This window comes from Micromonospora musae (assembly GCF_003626635.1).
Classification (GTDB): Bacteria; Actinomycetota; Actinomycetes; order Mycobacteriales; family Micromonosporaceae; genus Micromonospora; species Micromonospora musae.
On the sequence record NZ_RAZT01000004.1, the window covers coordinates 253,412 to 273,932 of the forward strand.

The 20,521-nt window shown below is 73.5% G+C and carries 19 protein-coding genes; 6 read left to right on the forward strand and 13 right to left on the reverse strand.

The genetic code is table 11. The annotated features are described in order from the left end of the window. Positions 1-71 precede the first annotated feature (71 nt). The 8 genes from D7044_RS09970 to D7044_RS10005 all read right to left on the reverse strand — a co-directional run bounded on the left by D7044_RS09970 (position 72) and on the right by D7044_RS10005 (position 10,806). Positions 72-1,571, reverse strand: coding sequence for an MFS transporter (locus D7044_RS09970; protein WP_120688637.1), 1,500 nt, complete (start codon positions 1,569-1,571; stop codon positions 72-74). Between the two features lie 113 nt (positions 1,572-1,684). Further along, positions 1,685-2,740, reverse strand: a complete 1,056-nt coding sequence (locus D7044_RS09975) for an aldo/keto reductase (protein ID WP_120675247.1) — start codon at positions 2,738-2,740, stop codon at positions 1,685-1,687. Between the two features lie 273 nt (positions 2,741-3,013). Beyond that, positions 3,014-4,201 (reverse strand): hypothetical protein, encoded by a 1,188-nt coding sequence (locus D7044_RS09980; RefSeq protein ID WP_147434625.1) that lies wholly within the window; start codon positions 4,199-4,201, stop codon positions 3,014-3,016. A 121-nt stretch (positions 4,202-4,322) separates the two neighbouring features. Beyond that, positions 4,323-6,062 (reverse strand): ABC transporter ATP-binding protein, encoded by a 1,740-nt coding sequence (locus tag D7044_RS09985; protein ID WP_120688639.1) that lies wholly within the window; start codon positions 6,060-6,062, stop codon positions 4,323-4,325. 79 nt (positions 6,063-6,141) lie between these two features. Continuing rightward, entirely contained in the window at positions 6,142-7,824 is a 1,683-nt protein-coding gene (locus D7044_RS09990; protein ID WP_233564924.1) for an ABC transporter ATP-binding protein, read from the reverse strand. Then, positions 7,821-8,663: an ABC transporter ATP-binding protein gene (locus tag D7044_RS09995; RefSeq protein WP_120688640.1), complete on the reverse strand. Its 843-nt coding sequence runs from the start codon at positions 8,661-8,663 to the stop codon at positions 7,821-7,823. The genes D7044_RS09990 and D7044_RS09995 overlap by 4 nt, the downstream gene beginning before the upstream one ends. A gap of 11 nt (positions 8,664-8,674) precedes the next feature. Further along, entirely contained in the window at positions 8,675-9,748 is a 1,074-nt protein-coding gene (locus D7044_RS10000; protein WP_233562961.1) for a FecCD family ABC transporter permease, read from the reverse strand. Further along, entirely contained in the window at positions 9,745-10,806 is a 1,062-nt protein-coding gene (locus tag D7044_RS10005; protein ID WP_199716558.1) for a FecCD family ABC transporter permease, read from the reverse strand. Before D7044_RS10005 ends, D7044_RS10000 begins: the two co-directional genes overlap by 4 nt. A gap of 102 nt (positions 10,807-10,908) precedes the next feature. Here D7044_RS10005 and D7044_RS10010 point away from each other — a divergent pair, with 102 nt between their 5' ends. Both D7044_RS10010 and D7044_RS10015 read left to right on the forward strand, forming a co-directional pair. Further along, positions 10,909-11,952 carry an iron-siderophore ABC transporter substrate-binding protein gene (locus tag D7044_RS10010; RefSeq protein ID WP_120688642.1) on the forward strand — a complete coding sequence of 348 codons (1,044 nt, stop codon included), beginning with the start codon at positions 10,909-10,911 and terminating at the stop codon, positions 11,950-11,952. Between the two features lie 137 nt (positions 11,953-12,089). Next, positions 12,090-12,530 carry an OsmC family protein gene (locus D7044_RS10015; RefSeq protein ID WP_120674462.1) on the forward strand — a complete coding sequence of 147 codons (441 nt, stop codon included), beginning with the start codon at positions 12,090-12,092 and terminating at the stop codon, positions 12,528-12,530. 15 nt (positions 12,531-12,545) lie between these two features. Here D7044_RS10015 and D7044_RS10020 read toward each other — a convergent pair whose 3' ends face one another. From D7044_RS10020 to D7044_RS10030, 3 genes are read right to left on the reverse strand one after another with little or no spacing between them, the layout of a single operon-like run. After that, positions 12,546-14,285, reverse strand: coding sequence for a multicopper oxidase family protein (locus D7044_RS10020; RefSeq protein ID WP_120688643.1), 1,740 nt, complete (start codon positions 14,283-14,285; stop codon positions 12,546-12,548). Continuing rightward, the gene (locus D7044_RS10025) at positions 14,282-14,734 is read right to left on the reverse strand and encodes a DUF6220 domain-containing protein (RefSeq protein ID WP_120674466.1); all 453 of its coding nucleotides are present in this window, start codon (positions 14,732-14,734) and stop codon (positions 14,282-14,284) included. The genes D7044_RS10020 and D7044_RS10025 overlap by 4 nt, the downstream gene beginning before the upstream one ends. Positions 14,735-14,744: 10 nt before the next feature. Continuing rightward, positions 14,745-15,734, reverse strand: coding sequence for a carboxymuconolactone decarboxylase family protein (locus D7044_RS10030; protein WP_120674468.1), 990 nt, complete (start codon positions 15,732-15,734; stop codon positions 14,745-14,747). Positions 15,735-15,878: 144 nt separating this feature from the next. On the opposite strand from D7044_RS10030, the gene D7044_RS10035 reads away from it, so the two are divergent. Further along, positions 15,879-17,009 carry a sensor histidine kinase gene (locus D7044_RS10035; RefSeq protein ID WP_120688644.1) on the forward strand — a complete coding sequence of 377 codons (1,131 nt, stop codon included), beginning with the start codon at positions 15,879-15,881 and terminating at the stop codon, positions 17,007-17,009. Continuing rightward, the gene (locus D7044_RS10040; protein WP_120674472.1) at positions 17,006-17,668 is read left to right on the forward strand and encodes a response regulator; all 663 of its coding nucleotides are present in this window, start codon (positions 17,006-17,008) and stop codon (positions 17,666-17,668) included. The genes D7044_RS10035 and D7044_RS10040 overlap by 4 nt, the downstream gene beginning before the upstream one ends. Before the next feature lie 27 nt (positions 17,669-17,695). On the opposite strand, the gene D7044_RS10045 is transcribed toward D7044_RS10040, so the two are convergent. After that, positions 17,696-18,217: a hypothetical protein gene (locus D7044_RS10045; RefSeq protein WP_120688768.1), complete on the reverse strand. Its 522-nt coding sequence runs from the start codon at positions 18,215-18,217 to the stop codon at positions 17,696-17,698. Between the two features lie 109 nt (positions 18,218-18,326). Here D7044_RS10045 and D7044_RS10050 point away from each other — a divergent pair, with 109 nt between their 5' ends. Continuing rightward, entirely contained in the window at positions 18,327-18,797 is a 471-nt protein-coding gene (locus D7044_RS10050; protein ID WP_120688645.1) for a TspO/MBR family protein, read from the forward strand. A 22-nt stretch (positions 18,798-18,819) separates the two neighbouring features. Here D7044_RS10050 and D7044_RS10055 read toward each other — a convergent pair whose 3' ends face one another. Continuing rightward, positions 18,820-19,761, reverse strand: a complete 942-nt coding sequence (locus D7044_RS10055) for an RNA polymerase sigma-70 factor (protein WP_120688646.1) — start codon at positions 19,759-19,761, stop codon at positions 18,820-18,822. Between the two features lie 183 nt (positions 19,762-19,944). Here D7044_RS10055 and D7044_RS10060 point away from each other — a divergent pair, with 183 nt between their 5' ends. Then, positions 19,945-20,430, forward strand: a complete 486-nt coding sequence (locus D7044_RS10060) for a carboxymuconolactone decarboxylase family protein (RefSeq protein WP_120674478.1) — start codon at positions 19,945-19,947, stop codon at positions 20,428-20,430. The last annotated feature ends 91 nt before the right edge of the window (positions 20,431-20,521 follow it).

A 20,521-nucleotide genomic window follows, 5' to 3' on the forward strand; every position in this document is an offset into this window, starting at 1 on the left:
GCCGGGCGTGCCCGGGGGCCTGCCCGTACTCACGACGGACAGGCCCCCTTGGCGGATTCCGGTCGAGCCGGTCAGTGCGCGAGCACGGGCACCTGGCTCTCGTTCTCTTCCCCGTCACCGGTCTGCGCCGCCGGGCCGCCCTCCCGCCGGGCGTTGACGAAGACGACGACGATCGCGGCCGCGGCCAGCATCACGCCGACGGTCCACCACATCGCGGTGACGTAGCCGTGCACCGCCGCCGCGTTCGCCAGTTGCGGAGTCGGCGTGCCGGTGAGGTGCGTGGCCAGCCAGGCGGTGGTGGAACCGGCGGCGACGGTGTTCAGCAGCGCGGTGCCGATCGAGCCGCCGATCTGCTGTGAGGTGTTGACCATCGCGGAGGCGACACCCGCGTCACGTGGCTGCACACCGTGGGCGGCCAGGTGCATGGCGGTGATGAACCCGACGCCCAGGCCCAGGCCGAGCAGGGCCATGCCCGGCAGGATCGGCCAGAGGTACGAGCTGTCGACCCTGAGCTGGGTCAGCAGCAGCATGCCGAGCGCCCCGGCCAGGAATCCCGGTGCCATCAGCAGGCGTGGCGCGACCCGGTGCAGCAGGCGGGGTCCGATCTGTGCGGAACCGATGACCAGGCCGATCACCATGGGCAGGAACGCCACACCGGTGAGAACCGGCGACCAGGCCTTGACCACCTGCAGGTAGTAGGTGATGAACAGCAGTAGACCGAACATGCCGATCACGGCGATACCGAGCCCGAGGAAGGCACCACCCCGGTTGCGCTCGGTGAGTACCCGCAACGGCAGCAGTGGCGCCTTGACGACGGACTCCACGACCGCGAACGCGACCAGCAGCACCACCGCGGCGGCGAACGAGCCCAGGGTCCAGGCGGCCGTCCAGCCGTCGGTCTCGGCCCGGGTGAACCCGTACACCAGGCTCACCAGGCCGAGACTGGCCAGCAGCGCGCCCGGGATGTCGAGTCGGTTCGTGTTGCGCGAGTGCGCCACGTCGCGGATCACCAGCACGGCGCCCACTCCGGCGACCAGCGTGATCGGGACGTTGACGTAGAGGCACCACCGCCAGTCGAGGTACTCGGTGAGCACCCCGCCGAGGATGAGGCCGAGAGCGCCGCCGCCACCGGCGACGGCGCTGAACACACCGAACGCCTTGGCCCGCTCCCGTACCTCGGTGAAGGTCACGGTCACCAGGGAGAGCGCGGCCGGGGCGAGCAGCGCGGCGAAGAAGCCCTGTAGTGCTCGGGCGCCGAGCAGCATGCCGGTGTTGACCGCGAAGCCACCGATCGCCGAGGCGGCGGCGAAGCCGAGCAGACCGATCAGGAAGGTGCGCTTGCGCCCGGCGATGTCGGCGATCCTGCCGCCGAGCAGCAGCAGCCCGCCGAAGGCGAGCGTGTAGGCGGTGATCACCCATTGCCGGGTGCCGTCGGAGAAGCCGAGATCGTGCTGTGCGGCGGGTAGTGCGATGTTCACGATCGTGGAGTCGAGCACCACCATGAGCTGGGCGAGCGAGATGACGAGCAGCGCTGTCCAGCGTCTCGGGTTGGGCGCGGCCAGGTCAGACATGAACGATTCCCCCGTATGTCTCTGAGATTCGACGATTCGTTGCTCCCGATGACCGCCCCGACCGGCCCCGACCGGGGTCGGCGGCCGGCGCCGGGTCGGACGACGGGCTGTTGCTACGCCGGGTCCGGCACGGCGACGCCGCGCTGCTGCGGCACCCGCGTCGGGGCGAACATCTGCTGGATCCAGTTCGGGTAGGCCGTGGGCAGGGCGCTGACGGCGTCGAGCTCGGCCAGGTCCTGCTCGGTGAGGGTCAGGTCGGTGGCGGCCACGTTGTCCACGAGCTGCTCCACCTTGCGGGCACCCACGATGACGCTGGAGACGGCGCGCTGGGCCAGCAACCAGGCGATCGACACGCGGGCGGGGCTCACCCCGTGCCGGGCGGCGACGGCCCGGACGACGTCGAGTACGTCGTGACCGCGCTCCCGGTCGATCGGCGGGAAGTCGTAGCCCGACCCGGCGTGGCGCGAGCCCTCGTCGGTCACACCGTCGCGGGTGACCTTGCCGGAGAGGAACCCGCCGGCCAGGGGGCTCCACACCGTCAGTCCGACGCCCTGCGCCTCGGCCATCGGCACCAGCTCCCGCTCGACGTCGCGCCCGAGCAGCGAGTAGTAGACCTGCGCCGAGACGAACCTGGCCTGGTGGTGTTGCGCGGAGACGCCGAGCGCGTGGCTGATCTGCCAGGCGGCGAGGTTGGCGCAGCCGAGGTAGCGGATCTTGCCCTGCCGGACCGCGTCGTCGAGCGCGCTCAGCGTCTCCTCGATCGGGGTCAGGTGGTCGAACTGGTGGATCTGATAGAGGTCGATGTGGTCCGTACGCAGCCGGCGCAGGCTGTCCTCCAGGGCCCGCATCACGTGCAACCGGGAGAGGCCGTTGTCGTTCGGGCCCGGCCCGACCGGCGAGTACAGCTTGGTCGCCAGTACGACGTCCCGTCGGCGGTCCTTCAGCACCTGGCCGAGCAGCTCCTCGGACTCCCCGTCGCTGTAGAAGTCGGCGGTGTCGATGAAGTTCACGCCGGCGTCGAGCGCCGCGCCGACCAGGCGATCGGCCTCGGACGGCCCCAAGGCGCCCAGAGCGCCCCAGACCGGGTGGGTCGCACCGCCGAACGTCATGGTGCCCAGCGAGATCTCGGAGACCCAGACCCCGGTTCGCCCCAACAGGCGGTATTTCATCATCCACTCCTCGTTGATCGTCCGGTCCGACGAGCCGGCCGGCGGCTGACTAGACAGGGTGTCTAGACAGCGTGTCCGATGCGAGGCTACACCGGGCCACGGCAGGGCGACCACACGCGAGTTCGGCGCAGGACGCGGCGCCCCGCGGCGCTGAGGAGTCGCCACCGGGCCGCGACGTTCATCCCGTCGACGGGCCCGAAGGGCGGATTGTGCGGAAAAGTTGCGGCCTGGCCGACGCCACCCGGGGCAGCGCGCGGCCGGTACGCCGCGAGCTCAGCGGCGGACGCGCTCCAGCAGCTCCCGGGCGGCCGCGTGCAGCGGGTGATCCCGCGGGGCGACCCGCTTGACCTGCCGGGCGATGTCGATCGCCACCGCGGCGTCCTGCTTGTCCCCGGTCCGCTCGTACCGATCCAGATGAGTGGCGCCGACGTCGAGGATCCGCTCGGGGCGCTCACCGTGCTCCGGTGGGGTCGCCTCGACCGCCTGGTACGCCGCGACCAGCGCCGCCTCGAGGTACGTGGGGTCGCCGGTGCGGGCGTACCGCAGGCGGTGCGTCTGGTGCAGCGCGTGGAGCCGGCCGCCCAGCCCCGGGTCCCCTACGGGGGTGGCGCTCACCGCCGACCGGATCAGCTCGAACGCGGCATCGAGATCGGCGAGATCCTGCGAGACGTGCGCGTAGCGGGTCAGCCTCGCCCGGCCCAGGTTCGACAGGTACATGGGGCGGTCCTCGTGGTCGGCCGGCGCCGCCGACAACGCCTGCTCAAGCGTCACGATCGAGGCCGCCAGGTCAGCGCTGTTGCCGGCACCCGCGAACCGGAGCTGGAGGTAGCCGCCGAGCGTGGTGAGCCGGTTGGTGTACATCGAGTCGTCGGGCGGCGTCTCCGCCAACACCGCCCGGGCGGTGTCGATGGCGTCCGTCAGGTCCGCGACCTCGCCGGTGCGCCGGTAACGGAGCTCCTGGGCCTCGGCGAGGTTCATCCGCAGCGGCAGGGGATCCGTCCCGTCGTCGACGGCGGCCCGCACGGCGTGCCGGGTCACCGCGATGACCGCGTCGACCTCGTGCAGCGGTGAACCGGCGAAGGTGAAGACGGCCACCCGCTGCGGGCTCAGCCGGACCGGCTGCGCCGGCACCTCGGCGAGCGCCCGCAGCTGCTCGGTCAGCTCGGGAACCCGGTCGGACACCGGTCGCAGCAGTGGCTCGGCCCGGCTCAGATCGCTCTCGTCGTCGCCGGTCGACCCGGCGACATGTCGGGCGTAGTACAGGAGCGCGGCGGCGTGCTGCGCGTCGACCAGTGGCGTCCGGCCGCCGCGCGCGAACCGGCCACCCGGCAACTCACCGGCCACCACCAGCAGCGCCTGCGCGTCGCGCAGCCCGGCCGGGTGACATACATCCTCCGCGTCCCCGGAGTTCAGGTACCGGTTGACCCGGGCGCGTACCGACGCGAGCAGCTCGTCGAACATGGCGCTCTCCCGAGTTCGTCCGGACTCCAGGTCCACGAAGGACTCGGTCAGCAAATCACCCGTACGGCACGGACACCAGACAACTATCGATGAATTCGGTCGGTCCTCGACGGTCTCCCGCTCACTCCGACGCGAGGTGTGGCACCCGCTGGTCCGACCAGGCCTGCCACAGGGTGGCGTACCGGCCGCCCCGCTCGGTCAGTTCCCGGTGGGTGCCGACCTCGACGATCCGGCCCTCCTCCAGCACCACGATCCGGTCCGCCGACACCGCCTGCGTCAGGCGGTGCGCCACGATCAGCGCGGTACGCCCGGCCAGGGCCGTCGCGGCCACCCGTTCGAGCAGACGCGCCCCCGCGCTGCCCGCCTCGGCGGTGGCCTCGTCCAGAATGGCCACCGGCGGGTCCCGCAGGATCAACCGGGCGAACGCCAGTTGCTGCGCCTGCGCCGCGGTGAGGACGTGCCCGCCCGCGCCGACCTCGGTGTTCGTACCGTCGGGCAGCTGCTCCACCCAGCTCAGCGCGTCCACGGCGGCCAGCGCGGCACGCACCTCGTCGTCGGTGGCGTCCGGGCGGGCCAGTCGCAGGTCCTCGCCGAGCGGCCCGGCGAAGACGTGCACCTCCTGCGTGATCAGCGCGACCTCCCCGGCCGGCACCGCGACGCTCCCGCCGGTCACCGGGTGCACACCGGCGATCACCTTGGCCAGGGTGGTCTTGCCCGCTCCGCTGCTGCCCACCAGGGCCACCCGTTCCCCCCGGCGGATCGTCAGGTCCACACCGGTCAGCACCGGCCGCCCCGGTACGTAGGCGAAGTCGACCCCGCTGACCACCACCGCGTCCGGCGTCTGCGCGGGCGTCACCGGCGGCCGGGCGGGCGGGTCCAGGTCGGCGACCCCGACCAGCCGGTCCAGCCCCGACGCGGCGGCCTGGGCGTCGTCGACCAGGGCCAGGGCCACGTTGATCGGGTTGAAGAGGCCATGGAAGTACAGGGCCGCCGCGGTGGCCGTGCCGATGCTCACCGCGTCCCCCCGCACCAGCAGGAATCCGGTGGCGAGCACGGCGGCCAGCCCGGCGAACTCGGCGACGTGCAGCCGGGCGTAGAACCGGGTCTGCAGCGCGACGCCCCGCAACAGCAGCTCCACCGCCTGCTGCGACTTGCCGGCGACCCGGTCCCGGTGCTCTTCGGCGATCCGGAAGGCGCGGATGGTCGGCGCGCCGTCGATGGTGGCGAGCAGGTGATGCTGCTGCGCGGCGACCGCCACGCGCTGCCGCGCGTAGAGCGGCATGGCGCGACGGGTGTACCAGCCGACCGTGTACACCTGCACCGGCACCGCGATCAGCGCCGCGACCAGGAAGCGCCAGTCGAGCACCGCCATCCCGGCCAGGGTGAGCACGATCGTCAAAAGGGCCCGGGCGAACTCGGGCAGCGCGCTGCGGGCCGCCTCGGCGACCACCGCCACGTCGTTGGTGACCCGGGAGGTGAGGTCACCGGTCCCGGCGCGCTCGACCCGCTCCAGCGGGAGGCGCAGCGCGGCGGCCACGAACCGTTCCCGCAGCCGGGCCAGCATGCCCTCACCCACCTGGGCGAGCAGGGCCACGCCGAGGCCGGCCAGCGCCGCCTCGGCGATCGCGCCGCCCACCAGCCCGGCGCCGGTGAGCAGGAACTCGCCGGTGCTGCCCCCGCCGGTCGCCAGATCGACGATCCGGCCGAGCAGCGGCGGGGTCACCAGTCCCGCGGTGGTGCCGGCGACCAGCAGGGCGAGCGCGCCGGCCAGCCGGGCCCGGTGCGGCCGCACCAGCACGCGCAGCCAGGCCCGGGTGCGACGCCCGGTGGCGATCGGCAGCGGTGTCGGCTCTGCGGTCATGGCTGGCCCTCCGTCGGCGTGCCGCTGTGTTCCGTACGCCCGAACTTCCCGGTCACGCGCCGGAGTCCGGTGCGGCCGGTCATGCCAGCACGGTCTCTCGGTAGCCGGCGTCCCCGGCGATCAGGTCGGCGTGCGTGCCGCTGCTCTGCACGGCGCCGTCCCGCAGGACGACCACCCGGTCGGTCACCGCGAGCAGCGCCAGGCTGCTGGTCACCAGGACGGTGGTCAGCCCGTCCCGCATCGACCGCAGTCGCCCGGCGATCCGGGCCTCGGTCACCGCGTCAACGGCGGTGGTGGGGTCGTGCACGATCAGCACCGGCGGGTCGCCGGCCACCGCCCGGGCGAGCGCGATGCGCTGCCGCTGCCCACCGGAGAGCGAGCGGGCCTGATCGCCGAGCACGCTGTCCAGACCGTCCGGGAGGCTGCGCGCCACCTCATCGGCGTCGGCCGTGGCCAACGCCGCCGCCACCCGGTCGGGTCGGGCGCGCCCGGCCAACGAGACGGCGTCGCGCAGCGTGCCGTCGAAGAGGTCGGTGTGGTGTTCGGTGGCGAGCACCACGGCCCGCAGCGCGGACGGAGCGAGCTCGGTCAGCGCCACGCCGTCCAGTCGGACCGACCCGGCGGCCGGGTCGCGCACGCGTCCGAGCACCCGCACCAGCTCGGCCGCCTCGGCCGGGTCGGCGGCGACGACGCCGAGCAGCTCGCCGGGGGCGACGTCCAGGTCGACCCCGCGCAGCGGCGGGCTGTGCAGACCCCGCAGCGTCAGTGCGCCCCGGGCCGGGGTGACCGGGCTCGCCGAGCCGCCGGTCACCGCGTCGGGCGCGTGCAGCACGGCGGCGATGCGGCGGGCGGACGCCCGGCCCTGGGCGAGGTCGGCGCCCACCCAGCCGAACGTCGACAGCGGCCCCACCAGGAACTGCGCCAGGCCGAGCGAGGAGATGAGCTGACCGACGCTGACCTGGCCACGGACGGCCAGCAGGCCGCCGACGACCGCGATGACGGCCAGGAACGCTCCGCTGAGCGTGGAGACCACCCCCTGGTAGGCGGCCTCCGCCCGGGCCGCTCGTACCGTCGCGGCCAGCGCGCTGCGACTGCGCCGCCGGTAACGGGCGACGGCGGCGCTCTCGGCCCGCAAACCCTTGATCACGCGGAGCCCGGCGACCAGGTCGGCGGCGATGCCGGAGGCCTGCGCGCCGTGCTCCTGCTCGGTCTCGCTGCGTCTCTCCAACGGCTTGCCGAGCAGGCGGGTGAGCAGCATCAGCGGAGGGGTGCCCAGGAGCACCAGCAGTCCGAGCGGCAGCGAGATGGAGAGCAGCAGGACTGCCGTGAAGACCACTGCGACGACGGCGGCGACGCCGGCGGCCACCGCGACGGCGACCGCGCCGACCCGGGACGCGTCGCTGGTGGCGATCGAGACCAGGGCGCCGGGGAGGCGGTCGGCCTCGGCGCCGCCGCGCGCGTCCAGCACCCGCCGGGTCACCCGCAGGCGCAGGTCGTGGGCGGCCTGCTCGGCGGCCCGCTCGGCGGCGCGCGCGCCGTAGCGGAAGCTGTAGCTCAGGCACAGGTAGACCGCGGCCAGCACCCCCAGCCACAGCGCGAGGCTGCCGACGCCGCCGGCCACCGCCCGGTCGATGATCACGCCGATCAGGAACGGGACCGCGGCCTCGCCGGCCTGGTGACCGGAGAACATGACTGTGCTCAGCGCGATGGTGCGCCGCTGCCCGGCGAGCGCTGCGCCGAGCACCGTACGACGGCCGGTCACACGGTGGCCCGGTCGACCACGCCCGTCGCCGCGCCGCCGCGCGCCGCCCGCCGCCGCTGCCGGTCGGCGGGCACCACCATCGGGGTGTCGGTCTCCGGGTCGGTCATCACCCGGCAGGGCATCCCGAAGACCGACTCCACCAGCTCCGCCGACATCACCTCGGCGGGAGCGCCCTGCGCGACGACCGCGCCGTCGTGCATCACGATCAGCTCGGTGGCGTACCGGCAGGCCTGGTTCAGGTCGTGCAGCACGGCCACGATCGTGCGGCCCTGCTCGTGCAGCTCCGCGCAGAGGTCCAGCACCTCGAACTGGTGGGAGAGGTCGAGGAAGGTGGTCGGCTCGTCGAGCAGCAGGATCGAGGTCTGCTGGGCCAGCGCCATGGCCAGCCAGACCCGCTGGCGCTGCCCGCCGGAGAGCTCGTCGACGAAGCGGTCGGCCAGCTCGGTCACCTCGGTCTGGCGCATCGCGTCGGCGACCGCGGCCTCGTCCTCGGCGGACCACTGCCGCACCAGGCGCTGGTGCGCGAAGCGGCCGCGGGCGACCAGCTCCTCCACCACCGTTCCGCCCGGCGCGACCGGCGACTGCGGCAGCATGCCGAGCTGCTTGGCGACCTGCCGGGACGGGTACGACCCGATCGCCCGGCCGTCGAGCAGCACCGTGCCGGAGTGCGGCTTCAGCACCCGGGCGAGCGAACGCAGCAGGGTGGACTTGCCGCACGCGTTCGGGCCGACGATGACGGTGAACGACCCGTCGGTGATCTGGACGTCGAGATCCCGCACGACCACTCGTCTGTCGTACGCCAGCGTCAGCGCCTCGGCCCGCAAGCGCGCCTTGGTCATCGCCGTGCTCCTTATCCGCGGTTGCGGCGCTCTCGGAAGAGCAGCCAAGTCAGGTAGAGACCGCCGAGCGCGCCGGTGACGACGCCGACGGGGATGTCGTTGCCGGGCAGGACGTGCTGTGCCCCCCAGTCGCTGGCGCTCAGCAGCGCGGCGCCCATCAGCGCGGCGGGCAGGACACCGGCGTGCGGGGAGCGGGTCAGCCGGGTGGCCAGCGGCGGTGCGGCCAGCGCCACGAACGCGATCGGCCCGGCCGCCGCGGTGGCGCCCGCCGCGAGCCCGACACCGGCGAGCGCCAGCACCGCCCGGCTGCGTTCGACCGGAACGCCCTGCAGCTGCGCCGGTTCGTCACCCAGGGCCAGCAGGTCGAGGTGCCGGGCGTGGTAGAGCACCACCGGCAGCAGCACCGCGACGGTGCAGCCGACCAGCGTCACCTCGGTCCAGCCGTGGCCGTTGACGCTGCCGATCAGCCAGACCTGGGCGGCGAGCGCCTCGTCCAGTCGGCTGCGGTAGATCAGGTACGAGTTCGCGGCGTCGAGCAGCGCGTACATGCCGACGCCCATCAGGACCAGCCGGAACGGCTGCACCCCACGGCGGAACGCCAGCAGGTAGATGGCGACGGCGGTGGCCAGGCAGCCGAGGATCGCGCCGACCGCCACCTGGAATCCTCCGCCGCCCAGCACCAGCAGCACGATCAGCGCGCCGGTCGCCGCGCCGACCGTCATGCCGACGAAGTCGGGGCTGCCGAGGGGGTTGCGGGTCAGGCCCTGGAAGACGCTGCCGCTCGCGCCGAGCGCCGCCCCGACGAGCAGGGTGATCAACACGCGGGGGAGTCGCAGCTCGTGCACGATGAAGTCGGTGCCCGGGTCGCCCTGGCCGACGAGGCTGCGCAGCACGTCGGGCACGGGGACCGGGAAGTCGCCGCTGGAGAGGTTGACCAACGAGACGGCGAGCGCCGCCAGCAGCAGCGCGGTGCCGACGAGCAGCGCACGCAGGTGCACCCGCAGCGAGAGCCGGCCGGCCCGGCTGCGGATCACCAGCTGGGTGGTACGGCCGGAGCGGCGCAGCCGCAGGACGGGGGCGGTCACAGCGCGCTCAGCCGGCGTCGGCGGCACAACGCGATGAAGAGCGGGGCGCCGAGGAACGCGGTGACCACTCCGACCGGCATCTCGGCCGGGGCCACCAGGACCCGCCCGATCACGTCCGCGGCCAGCAGGAGGGTGGGGCCGAGGACGACCGAGTAGGCCAGGATCCAGCGGTGGTCCGAGCCGGTGAACATCCGGGCCGCGTACGGGACGGCCAGGCCGACGAACCAGATCGGACCGGAGGCGGCGGTCGCGGCGCCGCAGAGCAGCGTCACCGCGAGGATGCTCAGCGCCCGGATCCGGTTGGGGTGCGCGCCGAGCGAGGCGGCCGAGTCGTCGCCGAGGTTCAGCGCGTTGAGCTGGCGGCCCAGCGCCAGCGCCAGCAGGATGCCGGCCACCAGGAACGGGGCCACCTGCATGATGGCGGCGCTGTCGCGGTCGGCGAGGGAACCGACGTCCCAGTGCCGGTACCTGTCGAACGCCTCCCGGTTGGTGACGAGGACGGCCCAGACGGCGGCGCCGAGCACCGCGGTGAAGGAGACCCCGGCGAGCACCTGCCGTTCCGGGGTGGGTGCGCGGCCGGAGCCGCCGAGCGCGAAGACGGCCGCCGAGGTGAGGGCGGCTCCGACGATGGCGAACCAGACGTATCCGGTGGCGGTCCCGACGCCGAGGAACGCGATGGCGAAGACCACGCCGGTGGCGGCGCCGAGGTTGACGCCGAGCAGCCCGGGCTCGGCCAGCGGATTGCGGGTGAGCGCCTGCATGACCGTGCCGGCCAGGCCCAGCGCCGCGCCCACCCCGAGGCCGAGCAGCGTACGGGGCAGCCGCAGCTGGTGCACGATCGCCGCGGACGGGGAGCCGTCATCGTGCCAGAGCACCTGCCAGACGGTGCCCAGGCCGAGCGAGCGGCTGCCGACCGCGACACTCAACGCCACGGCGACGGCGAGTGCGACGAGGCCGACGCCGAGGCCGGCCCAACGACGGCGGGTACGGGACCGCGGCTCCCGCGACGTCTGCTCCGCTGAGGTGGTCGGCGGCGCCGGGAGGGTGCCGGTGGTCAACAACGCTCTCCGCCCATCCGCGTTACGTGAGTTAGGTGAGGCTAACCTACACTCCGCTCCGAGGTCACCGACGTGGGGCCTCGCCTGCAGAAAGGAACAACCGTGCGGCTAGCCTCAATCCGGCGTACCGCCACCGTGGCGGCGACCGGGCTCGTGCTTCTCCTCTCGGCGTGCGGGGGCGGATCGGAGCCGCCGGCCACCTCGTCCAGCGGCACCGCCTCCGACTCCTTCCCCGTGTCGATCGAGCACAAGTTCGGCACCACCACCGTCCCCGCCGAGCCGAAGCGGATCGTCGTGGTCGGACTGGTCGAGCAGGACGCGCTGCTGTCGCTGGGCGTCGTCCCGGTCGCCACCAGCGAATGGTTCGGCGAGAAGCCCGGCGCGATCTGGCCGTGGGCCGAGGCCGCGCTCGGCGGCGCGCCCCGACCGCAGGTGCTCACCAGCACCGACGGCGTCCAGTTCGAGAAGGTCGCCGCGCTGCGGCCCGACCTGATCCTCGGCATCTACTCCGGGCTGACCGCCGACGACTACGCGACCCTCGCGAAGATCGCCCCGACCGTGGCGCAGCCGAAGGGGGCCGTCGACTACGGGGTGTCCTGGCAGGACCTCACCCGTACCGTCGGCGCCGCGGTCGGCCGCAAGGCGCAGGCCGACCGCGTCGTCGCCGACGTCGAGGGGAAGATCGCCGCGGCGCGCAGCGCGAACCCGGCCTTCGCCGGGGCGACCGGCCTGATGGCCACCACCTACGAGGGCTACTACGTGTACGGGCCGCAGGACCCGCGCGGCCGCTTCCTCACCGACCTGGGCTTCACGCTGCCCACCGGGCTCGCCGAGGTGACCGGCGCGGAATTCGGCGCGAACCTGAGCCGGGAGCGCACCGACATGCTCGACACCGACGTGCTGATCTGGCTGGTCGACAAGTACGACCCGGACAAGGCGAAGGTGCAGGCCGACCCGCTCTACAGCAAGCTCAAGGTCCAGACCGAGGGGCGCGACGTCTACCTGGAGAACGAGGAGATCGTCGGGGCCGCGACCTCCTTCATCACCCCGCTGAGCCTGTCGTTCCTGCTGGAGAAGCTGGTTCCGCAGCTGACCGCGGCGGTCGACGGCGATCCGGCGACCGTGGTGCAGCGGGCCACCGCCTGACGATCCGGTGGGGAACCGGTCCCGGACGACCGGTTCCCCACCGCGCCGGCCCGCGCGGCGTGACCGCCGAGCGGTCTCACCCACCCCCGTCCGGGCCGGTGGCTCACGCAGCGGGAAACCTGGGTAGCGTGCCTGTCATGAGTTCGGACACCTTCCGCTCGGTGGAGATCGAGCGCACCAGCCTCGGGCAGTACGTCGTGCGGAACGTCCGCGGCGGGTCGATGTCGGTCGGCACCGGTGAGGACGGCAGCTTCACCCCGGTGGAGCTGCTCCTGGCCGCCATCGGCGGCTGCACCGCGATCGACGTCGACCACATCACCAGCCGCCGCGCCGAACCCGCCCACTTCACCGTCAACGTCACCGGCGACAAGATCCGGGACGAGAGCGGAAACCGGATGCAGAACCTCAAGGTCGAGTTCACCGTGACCTTCCCGGAGGGCCCGGAGGGCGACCAGGCACGCGAGGCGCTGCCCCGGGCGATGCAGCAGTCACACGACCGGCTCTGCACCGTCTCCCGCACCGTCGAGCTCGGCACCCCCGTCTCGACCGTCGAGGCGGCCGGTCCCGACCGCGACTGAGCTTCCCGGCGCGGGTCACCGGTACATCAGGTGCAGCATCATGCCGGCGTCGGCGTGCGGCAGGTTGTGGCAGTGGTTCGCCCACATCCCGGGGTTGTCCGCCGGGAACGCCACCTCCCACACCTCGCCGGGGCGTACGTCGAACGAGTCCCACCACAGCGGACTACCGGTCGCCGGCGTACCGTCGCGGGCCAGCACCAGGACGTGATGCCCGTGCAGATGCCACGGGTGCACCACCAGTGATCGGTTCACGATGGTGAACTTGACGACGTCGCCGAGGCGGACGACCTGCGGCGGGATGTCCGGAGCGGCCGCGCCGTTGACGGTGTGGGCGTAGCGCGGAAGCAGACCCCGCAGGTCCAGGCCGCGGTCGAGCACGAGGGTGAACTCCCGATCGAAGCGGGACCACGGCACCGGTGAACCGGTGCCGTAGCTGAGCGGATCCAGCACCGGCCACGAGCCGGTCGCCGTCGACACCGGCCCGGTCGACCAGACCGACCGGCCGTCGACGAGGAGCGCCACCGGTGTGGCGGGCGCGGTGAACACCAGGTCGTAGCGCCCCCCGGCCGGGATCAGCACGGCGGTCTCCGCGACCGGCGTCGGGCCCCGCAGGTCCGAGCCGTCGATCGCGGCGACCCGGAACGGAGCACCGGCCAGGGCGTACCGATGCGTCGTGCTGTCGGTGTTGATCAGTCGTAGCCGTACGGGCACACCCGCCTCGACCTGCTCCGTTCTCGCCACGGGCAGCGGCAGGCCCGCCAGCGTGTGCACCGGCACCGTGACGTCGACGCCGGTCACCGGCGCCGGGCGCACCACCAGGACCCCGTAGAGCCCCATCCGCACGCCGACGTCGGAGACCGAGTGCGTGTGGTACCAGTACGTGCCGACCTGGTCGGCGCGGAACCGGTAGACGAACTCCTGCCCCGGTGACACCGCCGCCTGGGTCACGTCGGGCACCCCGTCCTGGTCGTTCGGCACGTCGTACCCGTGCCAGTGCAGCGTGACCCCCCGCTCGATGTCCCGGTTGCGCAGCGCCACCTCCAGGACGTCGCCGACGGTGGCGGTCAGCTCCGGCCCCGGAACCTGCCCGTCGAACGCCCACGCCGCGACGTCCCGGCCGCTCACCCGTACCGTGGCGGTCCCGGCGGTCAGTGTGAACCGCTTGGTCGGCTCGCCCACCGGCTGCGCCTGCCGGTATTCGTGGTCGTGGGTCCCGGCGGGGGAGGCCTCCGGGGCGGCGGTCAGGCCCGTTCCGGTGACCAGCGCCGCGACCGCCACCGCGACGGCCGCCCGGGACACCGCCCGCGACGGCCGCGGACCGAGCAGACGCCACGAGACGACGGTCGCCGCCGCCACCCCGGCGACCGCGAGCAGCGCCACGCCCGGCGACACCGGATAGCCGTGCAGGACGGTGACGAGCAGGGCGCCGCTCCCGGCGTAGCCGGCGAAGAGCAGCGGGACCGCGGCGGAGCGGATGTCGGCCGGCGGTCGCAGCAACCGTGCCCCGGCGACCGCCACCGCCACGAGCGACAGTGGCGTGGCCACGACGATCTTCTCCGCCGCGAACCACCAGCCGGCGCGGGCGAGCGCGGTGATCGTGACGGCGCGGGCGAGCGTGGCGAGCAGCGCGAGGACGGCCAGCCCCAGTGCGAGCCGACGACGCCGGGCGGCCGACGCGACGCCACCGGCCAGCCAACCGGCGGTCGCGAGGACCGCGATCGCGAGGTCGGCCGCGAGCAGCGAACCGGTGCTCACGCCGGCTCCGCTTCCCGCACGACCACCCGCTCGGCGTCGGCCGGCGCCGGGTTGGCCAGCTCGCGGGCCGCCCGGAGGAGACCGACCACGACGTGCACCGCGATGATCCCGTTGACCGCGTGCAGCCCGGCGACGGTCAGGCCGACCGGAGTGCTGGCGCCCGAGGCGTCGGTGAAGGCGTTCGCGAACATGGCGAGCAGGGCCTGCAGGACGACGAGAGCGAGCGGCAGGGCCGCCAGCCCGACGACCCGGCCCGGTGCCCTCGCCAGCGCGGCGAGCAGGATGGTGAGCAGGGTGAGGACAGGGATGATCACCATTCCGTTGACGCTGTGCAGTGCGTACGCGCCGTCCCCGGCGGGTTTGGTGAACGCGCCCACGGCGGCGAAGACGAACTGGAGGGCGAACGCGACCAGCAGCAGAGCGCTGACGAGGACCAGGGCCTTACGCATGAGAAACCTCCTAGAGTTCAGCGGGGGAGAGGGTCTGGGCGACGTGGTCGGTGGCCGTGATCGCGCCGTAGGCGACCAGCCGCACGAGATCCGCGTCGTCCGGATGGGAGAGCCGCCAGAGGGCGACGTCACCCGAGCGGATCGCGGCGGGCGCGAACGCCGCCAGCAGGGCGATCCGCGTGCCGACGCGGTCCGCGCCGGGCAGGTCCCGGATCAGGTCGGCGGCCCACTCCGCGGGCCGGGTCGGGTGCCGCCCGTCCTCCCAGCGCACGGTCGCCTCGACGGTCCGGCGCGCGACGTCGCCCAGCAGCTCTCCGCCGCGCCCGGCGGCGTCCCGCAGTGACGCGTACGCGACGCCGACGGGGCTGTCGCCGGCCCAGGCCGGTGGCGACGTCGTGCCGACGCCGAGGAGGGCCAGGCCGCGGCCGGGTTCCTTCGGCGCCCGGGCGGTCGTGGCGTGCAGCCGACCGCCGGCCGAGCGCACCAACGGGTAGCGCTGCACGCCGCCGGGGAGCAGATCCGGGTCGAGCAGCGCCGAGACGATCCGGTTGACGAAGTGGAAGGCGAGCGCGGTGCCGGTCACCTCGGGGCGGTACGGGCTGGCCCAGTCGGCCGCCTCCGGGGTGCGGCTCGCCTCGGCCCAGGCGACGAGCGCGGCGTGCCTCGGCTCCGCCGGCGTTCCGCCCCGGGCGACGACCTCGGCCAGCTCGTGCTCGCCGAGCGCGTGCAGCAGCATCACGTGGGCGTCGACGCAGAACCGGCAGCGGTTGGCCCGGGACACCGCCGACGCGACGAGCTCACGGTCGACCCGGGACGCGTCCCCGGCGAGCAGGGCCTCGCGCATCAGCGCCCACGTCGCGGTCAGCAGCTCCGGCGCGACCGACAACGCCCGGAAGGTGGGCGCCGGCCCGAGGAACTCGTCCCGCAGCTGCCGGTAGACCTCCGCGGTGCGGCCGGTCGCGGCCTTCGGGGGAGCGGGGGTGAAGAAGCGGTACGTCATGGCGTCGATGCTCGTCCCGGCGGGCCGGAAGGGCGTCGTGCCGCCGCAGACACTTGCCGGGCCGCCGCTACCACGTCCGCGGTACGCCTCAGCTACCGCAGCTGGAGGATGCTCCAGTGACGACGGCCGTTCTACAGTTCGTCCATGCGCCGCGACCTGCCGTACGGCCTCAGCGGCCTCGCCCTCGGCCTCCTCCTGCTCGGCAACGCCGCGCTCGCCCCGGACGCCGCACCGGTACACCCGATCGACGTCGCCCTCGTCGTGGTGATGGCGGCCGCCCTGGCGGCGTGCCGGCGGTACCCGGCGCCGGCGTTGATCGTGGTGAGCGCCGCCATGCTGGCCCTCCACCTCCGGGTGCACCCCGGCCCCTCCGCCGCCTTCCCCGTCCTCGGCGCGGTCTACGTCGCCGCCTGGCGGGGACACCGGACGACCGCCGCCCTGGCCAGCCTCGTCTTCCTCGGCGGCTTCCTGGCCCACGACATCTCGGTGGCACCCGCCGGCCGGCCCGGCCAGCAGATCGTCGAGCGGACGTCCCTGCTGCTGGGCTGGTTCGTGGCCGCCAACGTCGCCGGGCTCGTCGGTCGGCAGCGCCGGGCGTACCTGGAGCAGGTCGAGCAGCGGGCGGTGGAGGCCGAACACACCCGCGAGGAGGTGGCGCTGCGTCGCGCCGGGGAGGAGCGGCTGCGCATCGCCCGGGATCTGCACGACTCACTGACCCACAACATCTCCGTGATCAAGGTGCAGGCGGGGATCGCCGTGCACCTGGCCCGCAAACACGGGGAGGAGCCGGCGGCCGCGCTGCTGGCGATCCAGGAGGCGAGCGGCGCCGCGATGCGGGAACTGCGCGCGACGCTGGGCGCCCTGCGCTCACCCTCCGACGGGGACTGGGTCGGGCTGGCCCGGGTGGGTGAGCTCGCCGAGCGGACCCGGGCGGCCGGCGTACCGGTGCAGGTGACGGTCACCGGTCAGCCCCGGGAGCTGCCCGGCGAGGTCGACCAGGCCGGGTACCGGGTGGTCCAGGAGGCTCTGACCAACGTGGCCCGCCACGCCGGTCCCGCCACCGCGCGGATCCACGTCGAGTACGCCCCGGCGCAGCTGACCGTCTCCGTCACCGACGACGGCCGGGCCGCGCCGGTCGGGTCGCCGACGCCCGGGGTGGGCCTGCGCGGCATGCGGGAGCGGGTCACCGGGCTGGGCGGCACGCTGGACGCCGCGGCCCGCGACGACGGCGGGTTCGGGGTGCGCGCCACGTTCCCGCTGGACGGTTCCGCGTGATCCGGGTCCTGCTCGCCGACGATCAGGCCCTGATGCGGGCCGGTTTCCGAGCCCTGCTCGACGCCGAGGACGACCTGGAGGTCGTCGGTGAGGCCGTCGACGGCGCCTCGGCCGTGCAGCTGACCCGGCGGCTGCGACCGGACGTCGTGCTGATGGACGTGCAGATGCCGGGGCTCGACGGCATCGGGGCGACCGGGCGCATCGCCGCCGATCCCGACCTCGCCGCGGTCCGCGTCCTCATCCTCACCAACTACGGGCTCGACTCCTACGTCTTCGCCGCCCTCCGCGCGGGCGCCAGCGGGTTCCTCCTCAAGGACGCCGACCCCGCCGACCTGCTACAGGCCGTCGCCGTCGTGGCGCGCGGCGACGCGCTGCTCGCCCCCGCCGTCACCCGTACGCTGATCAGCGAGTTCGTCGCGGTCCCGGCACCGCCGGACCGGACGGCCGGGCGCGAGGTGCTGACCGCCCGCGAGCAGGAGATCGTCGAGCTCGTCGCCCGGGGGCTGAGCAACGACGAGATCGCCGAACAGATGGTGATCAGTCCGTTGACCGCCAAGACGCACGTCAACCGGGCGATGACGAAGCTGCACTGCCGTGACCGCGCTCAACTGGTCGTGTGGGCGTACGAGTCGGGGCTGGTGACGCCGCGCCGTCGCTGACACCACGTCGCCCAGCGGGCGCTCGGTTCAGTCGCACACCGTCTCGGCGTAGCGGGCGAAGTCCTCTCGGGTGCGGTACGTGGCGATGTATCCGCCGTCCGTGTCGCCCTCCCAGTTCTTGGTGAGGATCGTGTTCGGGCCGACCCGGTCGCGTAGCTCACTGACCCGGAACGGGAAGTCGTCCACCGCGCCGCCGTCCTCGTTCCACGCCCGCAGGTCGTAGATCTGCTCGTCGTCCAACGTGGCCGCCGCCAGCTTCGTCCGCCAACCGTCCGCCGGGTCGAGCAGTACCACGTCCTCCGTCTCGCGGGCCCGGCGATCCTGCTCCCGCTCGAGCTGGATCACCCTGCCCTTGACCCCGCCGTTGTCCATGCCCCGGTAGAGGGTGATCACGACCGCCCCCTCACCCCGGCACCAGTCGAACACACCGACCAGCCGGCCGTCGGGGTCCAGTCGTACGCCGACCGCGCCCTCGATCGGCGCGCTGCAGCCCGTCAGGCAAGCCAGCACCAACGCGCAGATGAGTCCCAGCAGCCCCGTCCGTCGCATCCTCACACGGTAGGTGCCGACGGTCACCACGCGGTCACGCCGACGAAACGGCTCGGCAGGCGGTCGGTGCCTTCAGGTTGATGCCCGGTAGGGCGGGTACCGGACCACCATGCCTGCATCCACCTGGATCACGACGGCGGCGGCCGTCGCCGCGACGGCCGCCGCCGGCAGCCTGGCCACCGATCCCTCCTCCCGCTGGTACCGGCGGTTGCGCAAACCTCGCTGGCAGCCGCCGCCGTCGACGTTCCCCCTGGTCTGGACCCCGGTGTACGCGCTCATCGCGGTGGCGGGCGCCCGCACGCTGGAGCGCAGCAGGGCAGACGAGCGTGCCGCGTTCGCCCGTGCCTACGCGCTGAACCTCGCGCTCAACGCCGGCTGGACCGCGCTCTTCTTCCGCGCTCGTAGACCCGCCGCCGCGCTCACCGAGATCGCCGCGCTCAACGCGTCCAACCTCCTGCTGCTGCGCCGTGCCGTGCGCACCGACCGGGTCGCCGGCCTCGCGCTGGCCCCGTACGCCGCCTGGACGGTCTTCGCCACCGCGCTCAACGGCGCCGTCGTACGCCTCAACCGCGACAGGTGATCGGCTCCTGGCAACCCGTCGCTCAGCGGCTCAGGGAGGTCTCCCGCTCCATGTGCGACAGCTTCTCCGGGTTGCGCACCGCGTAGAGACCCGTGACGAGGCCGTCGTCGATGCGTACCGCCACGACGGTGTCGATCTCGCCGTCCTGCCGGAAGACCAGCGCCGGGTAGCCGTTGACCTGCGCCGGCAGCAACGTGCCCACGGCGGCGATCCGGCCCAGCCCGGCGGCGAGCACCCGGGAGACCTTCTCGACGCCCACGATGGGGCGCGGAACGGCCTGCTTGAGCCCGCCACCGTCGCCCAGCATGACGACGTCCGGCGCGAGGATGTCGAGCAGCTGCTGCAGGTCGCCCGTCTCGACGGCCCGTTGGAACGCGTCGAGCGCGTCCCGGGTCTGGGACGCGGAGACGATCCCGCGTGGTCGCCGCGCCGCGACGTGCGCCCGTGCCCGGTGGGCGATCTGCCGGACCGCGGCCGGGCTCTTCTCGACGGCCTCGGCGATCTCGTCGTACGCCAGATCGAAGACCTCGCGCAGCACGAACACCGCCCGCTCGGTCGGCGTGAGCGTCTCCAGCACCAGCAGCATCGCCATCGAGACGCTCTCGGCCAGCTCGACGTCCTCGGCCACGTCCGGCGTGGTCAGGAGCGGCTCCGGCAGCCAGGAGCCGACGTAGGACTCCTTCCGGCGGCGGAGCGTGCGCATCCGCCCGAGAGCCTGGCGGGTGGTGATCCGCACCAGGTACGCGCGCTGGTCCCGTACGGTGTCGAGGTCGACGCTCGTCCATTTCAGCCAGGTCTCCTGCAGGACGTCCTCCGCGTCTGCGGCGGAGCCGAGCATCTCGTAGGCGACGGTGAAGAGCAGGTTGCGGTGGGCGAGGAACGTCTCGGTGGCGGGGTCGGGGCGGTCGTCGAGGTCACCGCCCGAGCCGCGTTCGTCAGGTGTGGTCCGCGCCGTGCCGGCCATGGCTGGCTCCTGTTCACTCTCGGCTGGGTCACCCACCAGATGCCGGGCCGCGCCGTCGTGTGACATCGGAACGGTACCGTCCGGTGTCGTTGTGGCGCGGGTCACCTGTGCGCCGCTGTCACAGCGGCCGGGTCACCGGCATCTCGTGTTCGTCCAGCACGACAGCACGAGGAGGACGAAGCCGTGACCACTCGATTCAACCTGTTCGACAACGAGGTCTCCGTCAGGTTCGCCAAGCGGTTCGCCAACGCCGGCCTGGTCATCCACCAGTCCTCGCTGCCGGCCTCCACCCAGGAGCTGGTGTCGCTGCGGGCCAGCCAGATCAACGGCTGCGGGTGGTGCATCGACATGCACACCAAGGAGGCCCTGGCCGCCGGCGAGAGCGCCGTCCGACTCAACCTGGTCGCCGCCTGGCGCGAGTCCACGGTGTTCACCGAGGCCGAGCAGGCCGCCCTCGCGCTCGCCGAGGAGGGCACCCGGCTCGCCGACGCCCACCCCGGCGTCTCCGACGAGACCTGGGCCGCAGTACGCAAGCACTACGACGACGACCAGATCGCCGCCCTGGTCTCCCTGGTGGCCCTGATCAACGCGGCCAACCGGCTCGCCGTGATCGTGCACCAGCGGGGCGGCTCCTACGAGACCGGCGCGTTCGCCGGCTGGTCCAGCTGAGCGGCGCCGAGTCCGGCCCGGCCCGGGTTCGACCCGGGCCGGCCGGGCTGCCGGCCGTGGTCTCGCGGACCGCTGCTCGTTCAGCCGAGGC

Bases quoted from the DNA above. Each gene is read 5' to 3' on its own strand.
- D7044_RS10025 (WP_120674466.1), bottom strand. From the start codon at position 14,734: ATGCGTAAGGCCCTGGTCCTCGTCAGCGCTCTGCTGCTGGTCGCGTTC.
- D7044_RS10015 (WP_120674462.1), top strand. From the start codon at position 12,090: ATGAGTTCGGACACCTTCCGCTCGGTGGAGATCGAGCGCACCAGCCTC.
- D7044_RS09995 (WP_120688640.1), bottom strand. From the start codon at position 8,663: ATGACCAAGGCGCGCTTGCGGGCCGAGGCGCTGACGCTGGCGTACGAC.
- D7044_RS09985 (WP_120688639.1), bottom strand. From the start codon at position 6,062: ATGACCGCAGAGCCGACACCGCTGCCGATCGCCACCGGGCGTCGCACC.
- D7044_RS10050 (WP_120688645.1), top strand. From the start codon at position 18,327: ATGCCTGCATCCACCTGGATCACGACGGCGGCGGCCGTCGCCGCGACG.
- D7044_RS10055 (WP_120688646.1), bottom strand. From the start codon at position 19,761: ATGGCCGGCACGGCGCGGACCACACCTGACGAACGCGGCTCGGGCGGT.
- D7044_RS09980 (WP_147434625.1), bottom strand. From the start codon at position 4,201: ATGTTCGACGAGCTGCTCGCGTCGGTACGCGCCCGGGTCAACCGGTAC.
- D7044_RS10045 (WP_120688768.1), bottom strand. From the start codon at position 18,217: ATGCGACGGACGGGGCTGCTGGGACTCATCTGCGCGTTGGTGCTGGCT.
- D7044_RS10035 (WP_120688644.1), top strand. From the start codon at position 15,879: ATGCGCCGCGACCTGCCGTACGGCCTCAGCGGCCTCGCCCTCGGCCTC.
- D7044_RS09975 (WP_120675247.1), bottom strand. From the start codon at position 2,740: ATGAAATACCGCCTGTTGGGGCGAACCGGGGTCTGGGTCTCCGAGATC.
- D7044_RS10030 (WP_120674468.1), bottom strand. From the start codon at position 15,734: ATGACGTACCGCTTCTTCACCCCCGCTCCCCCGAAGGCCGCGACCGGC.
- D7044_RS09970 (WP_120688637.1), bottom strand. From the start codon at position 1,571: ATGTCTGACCTGGCCGCGCCCAACCCGAGACGCTGGACAGCGCTGCTC.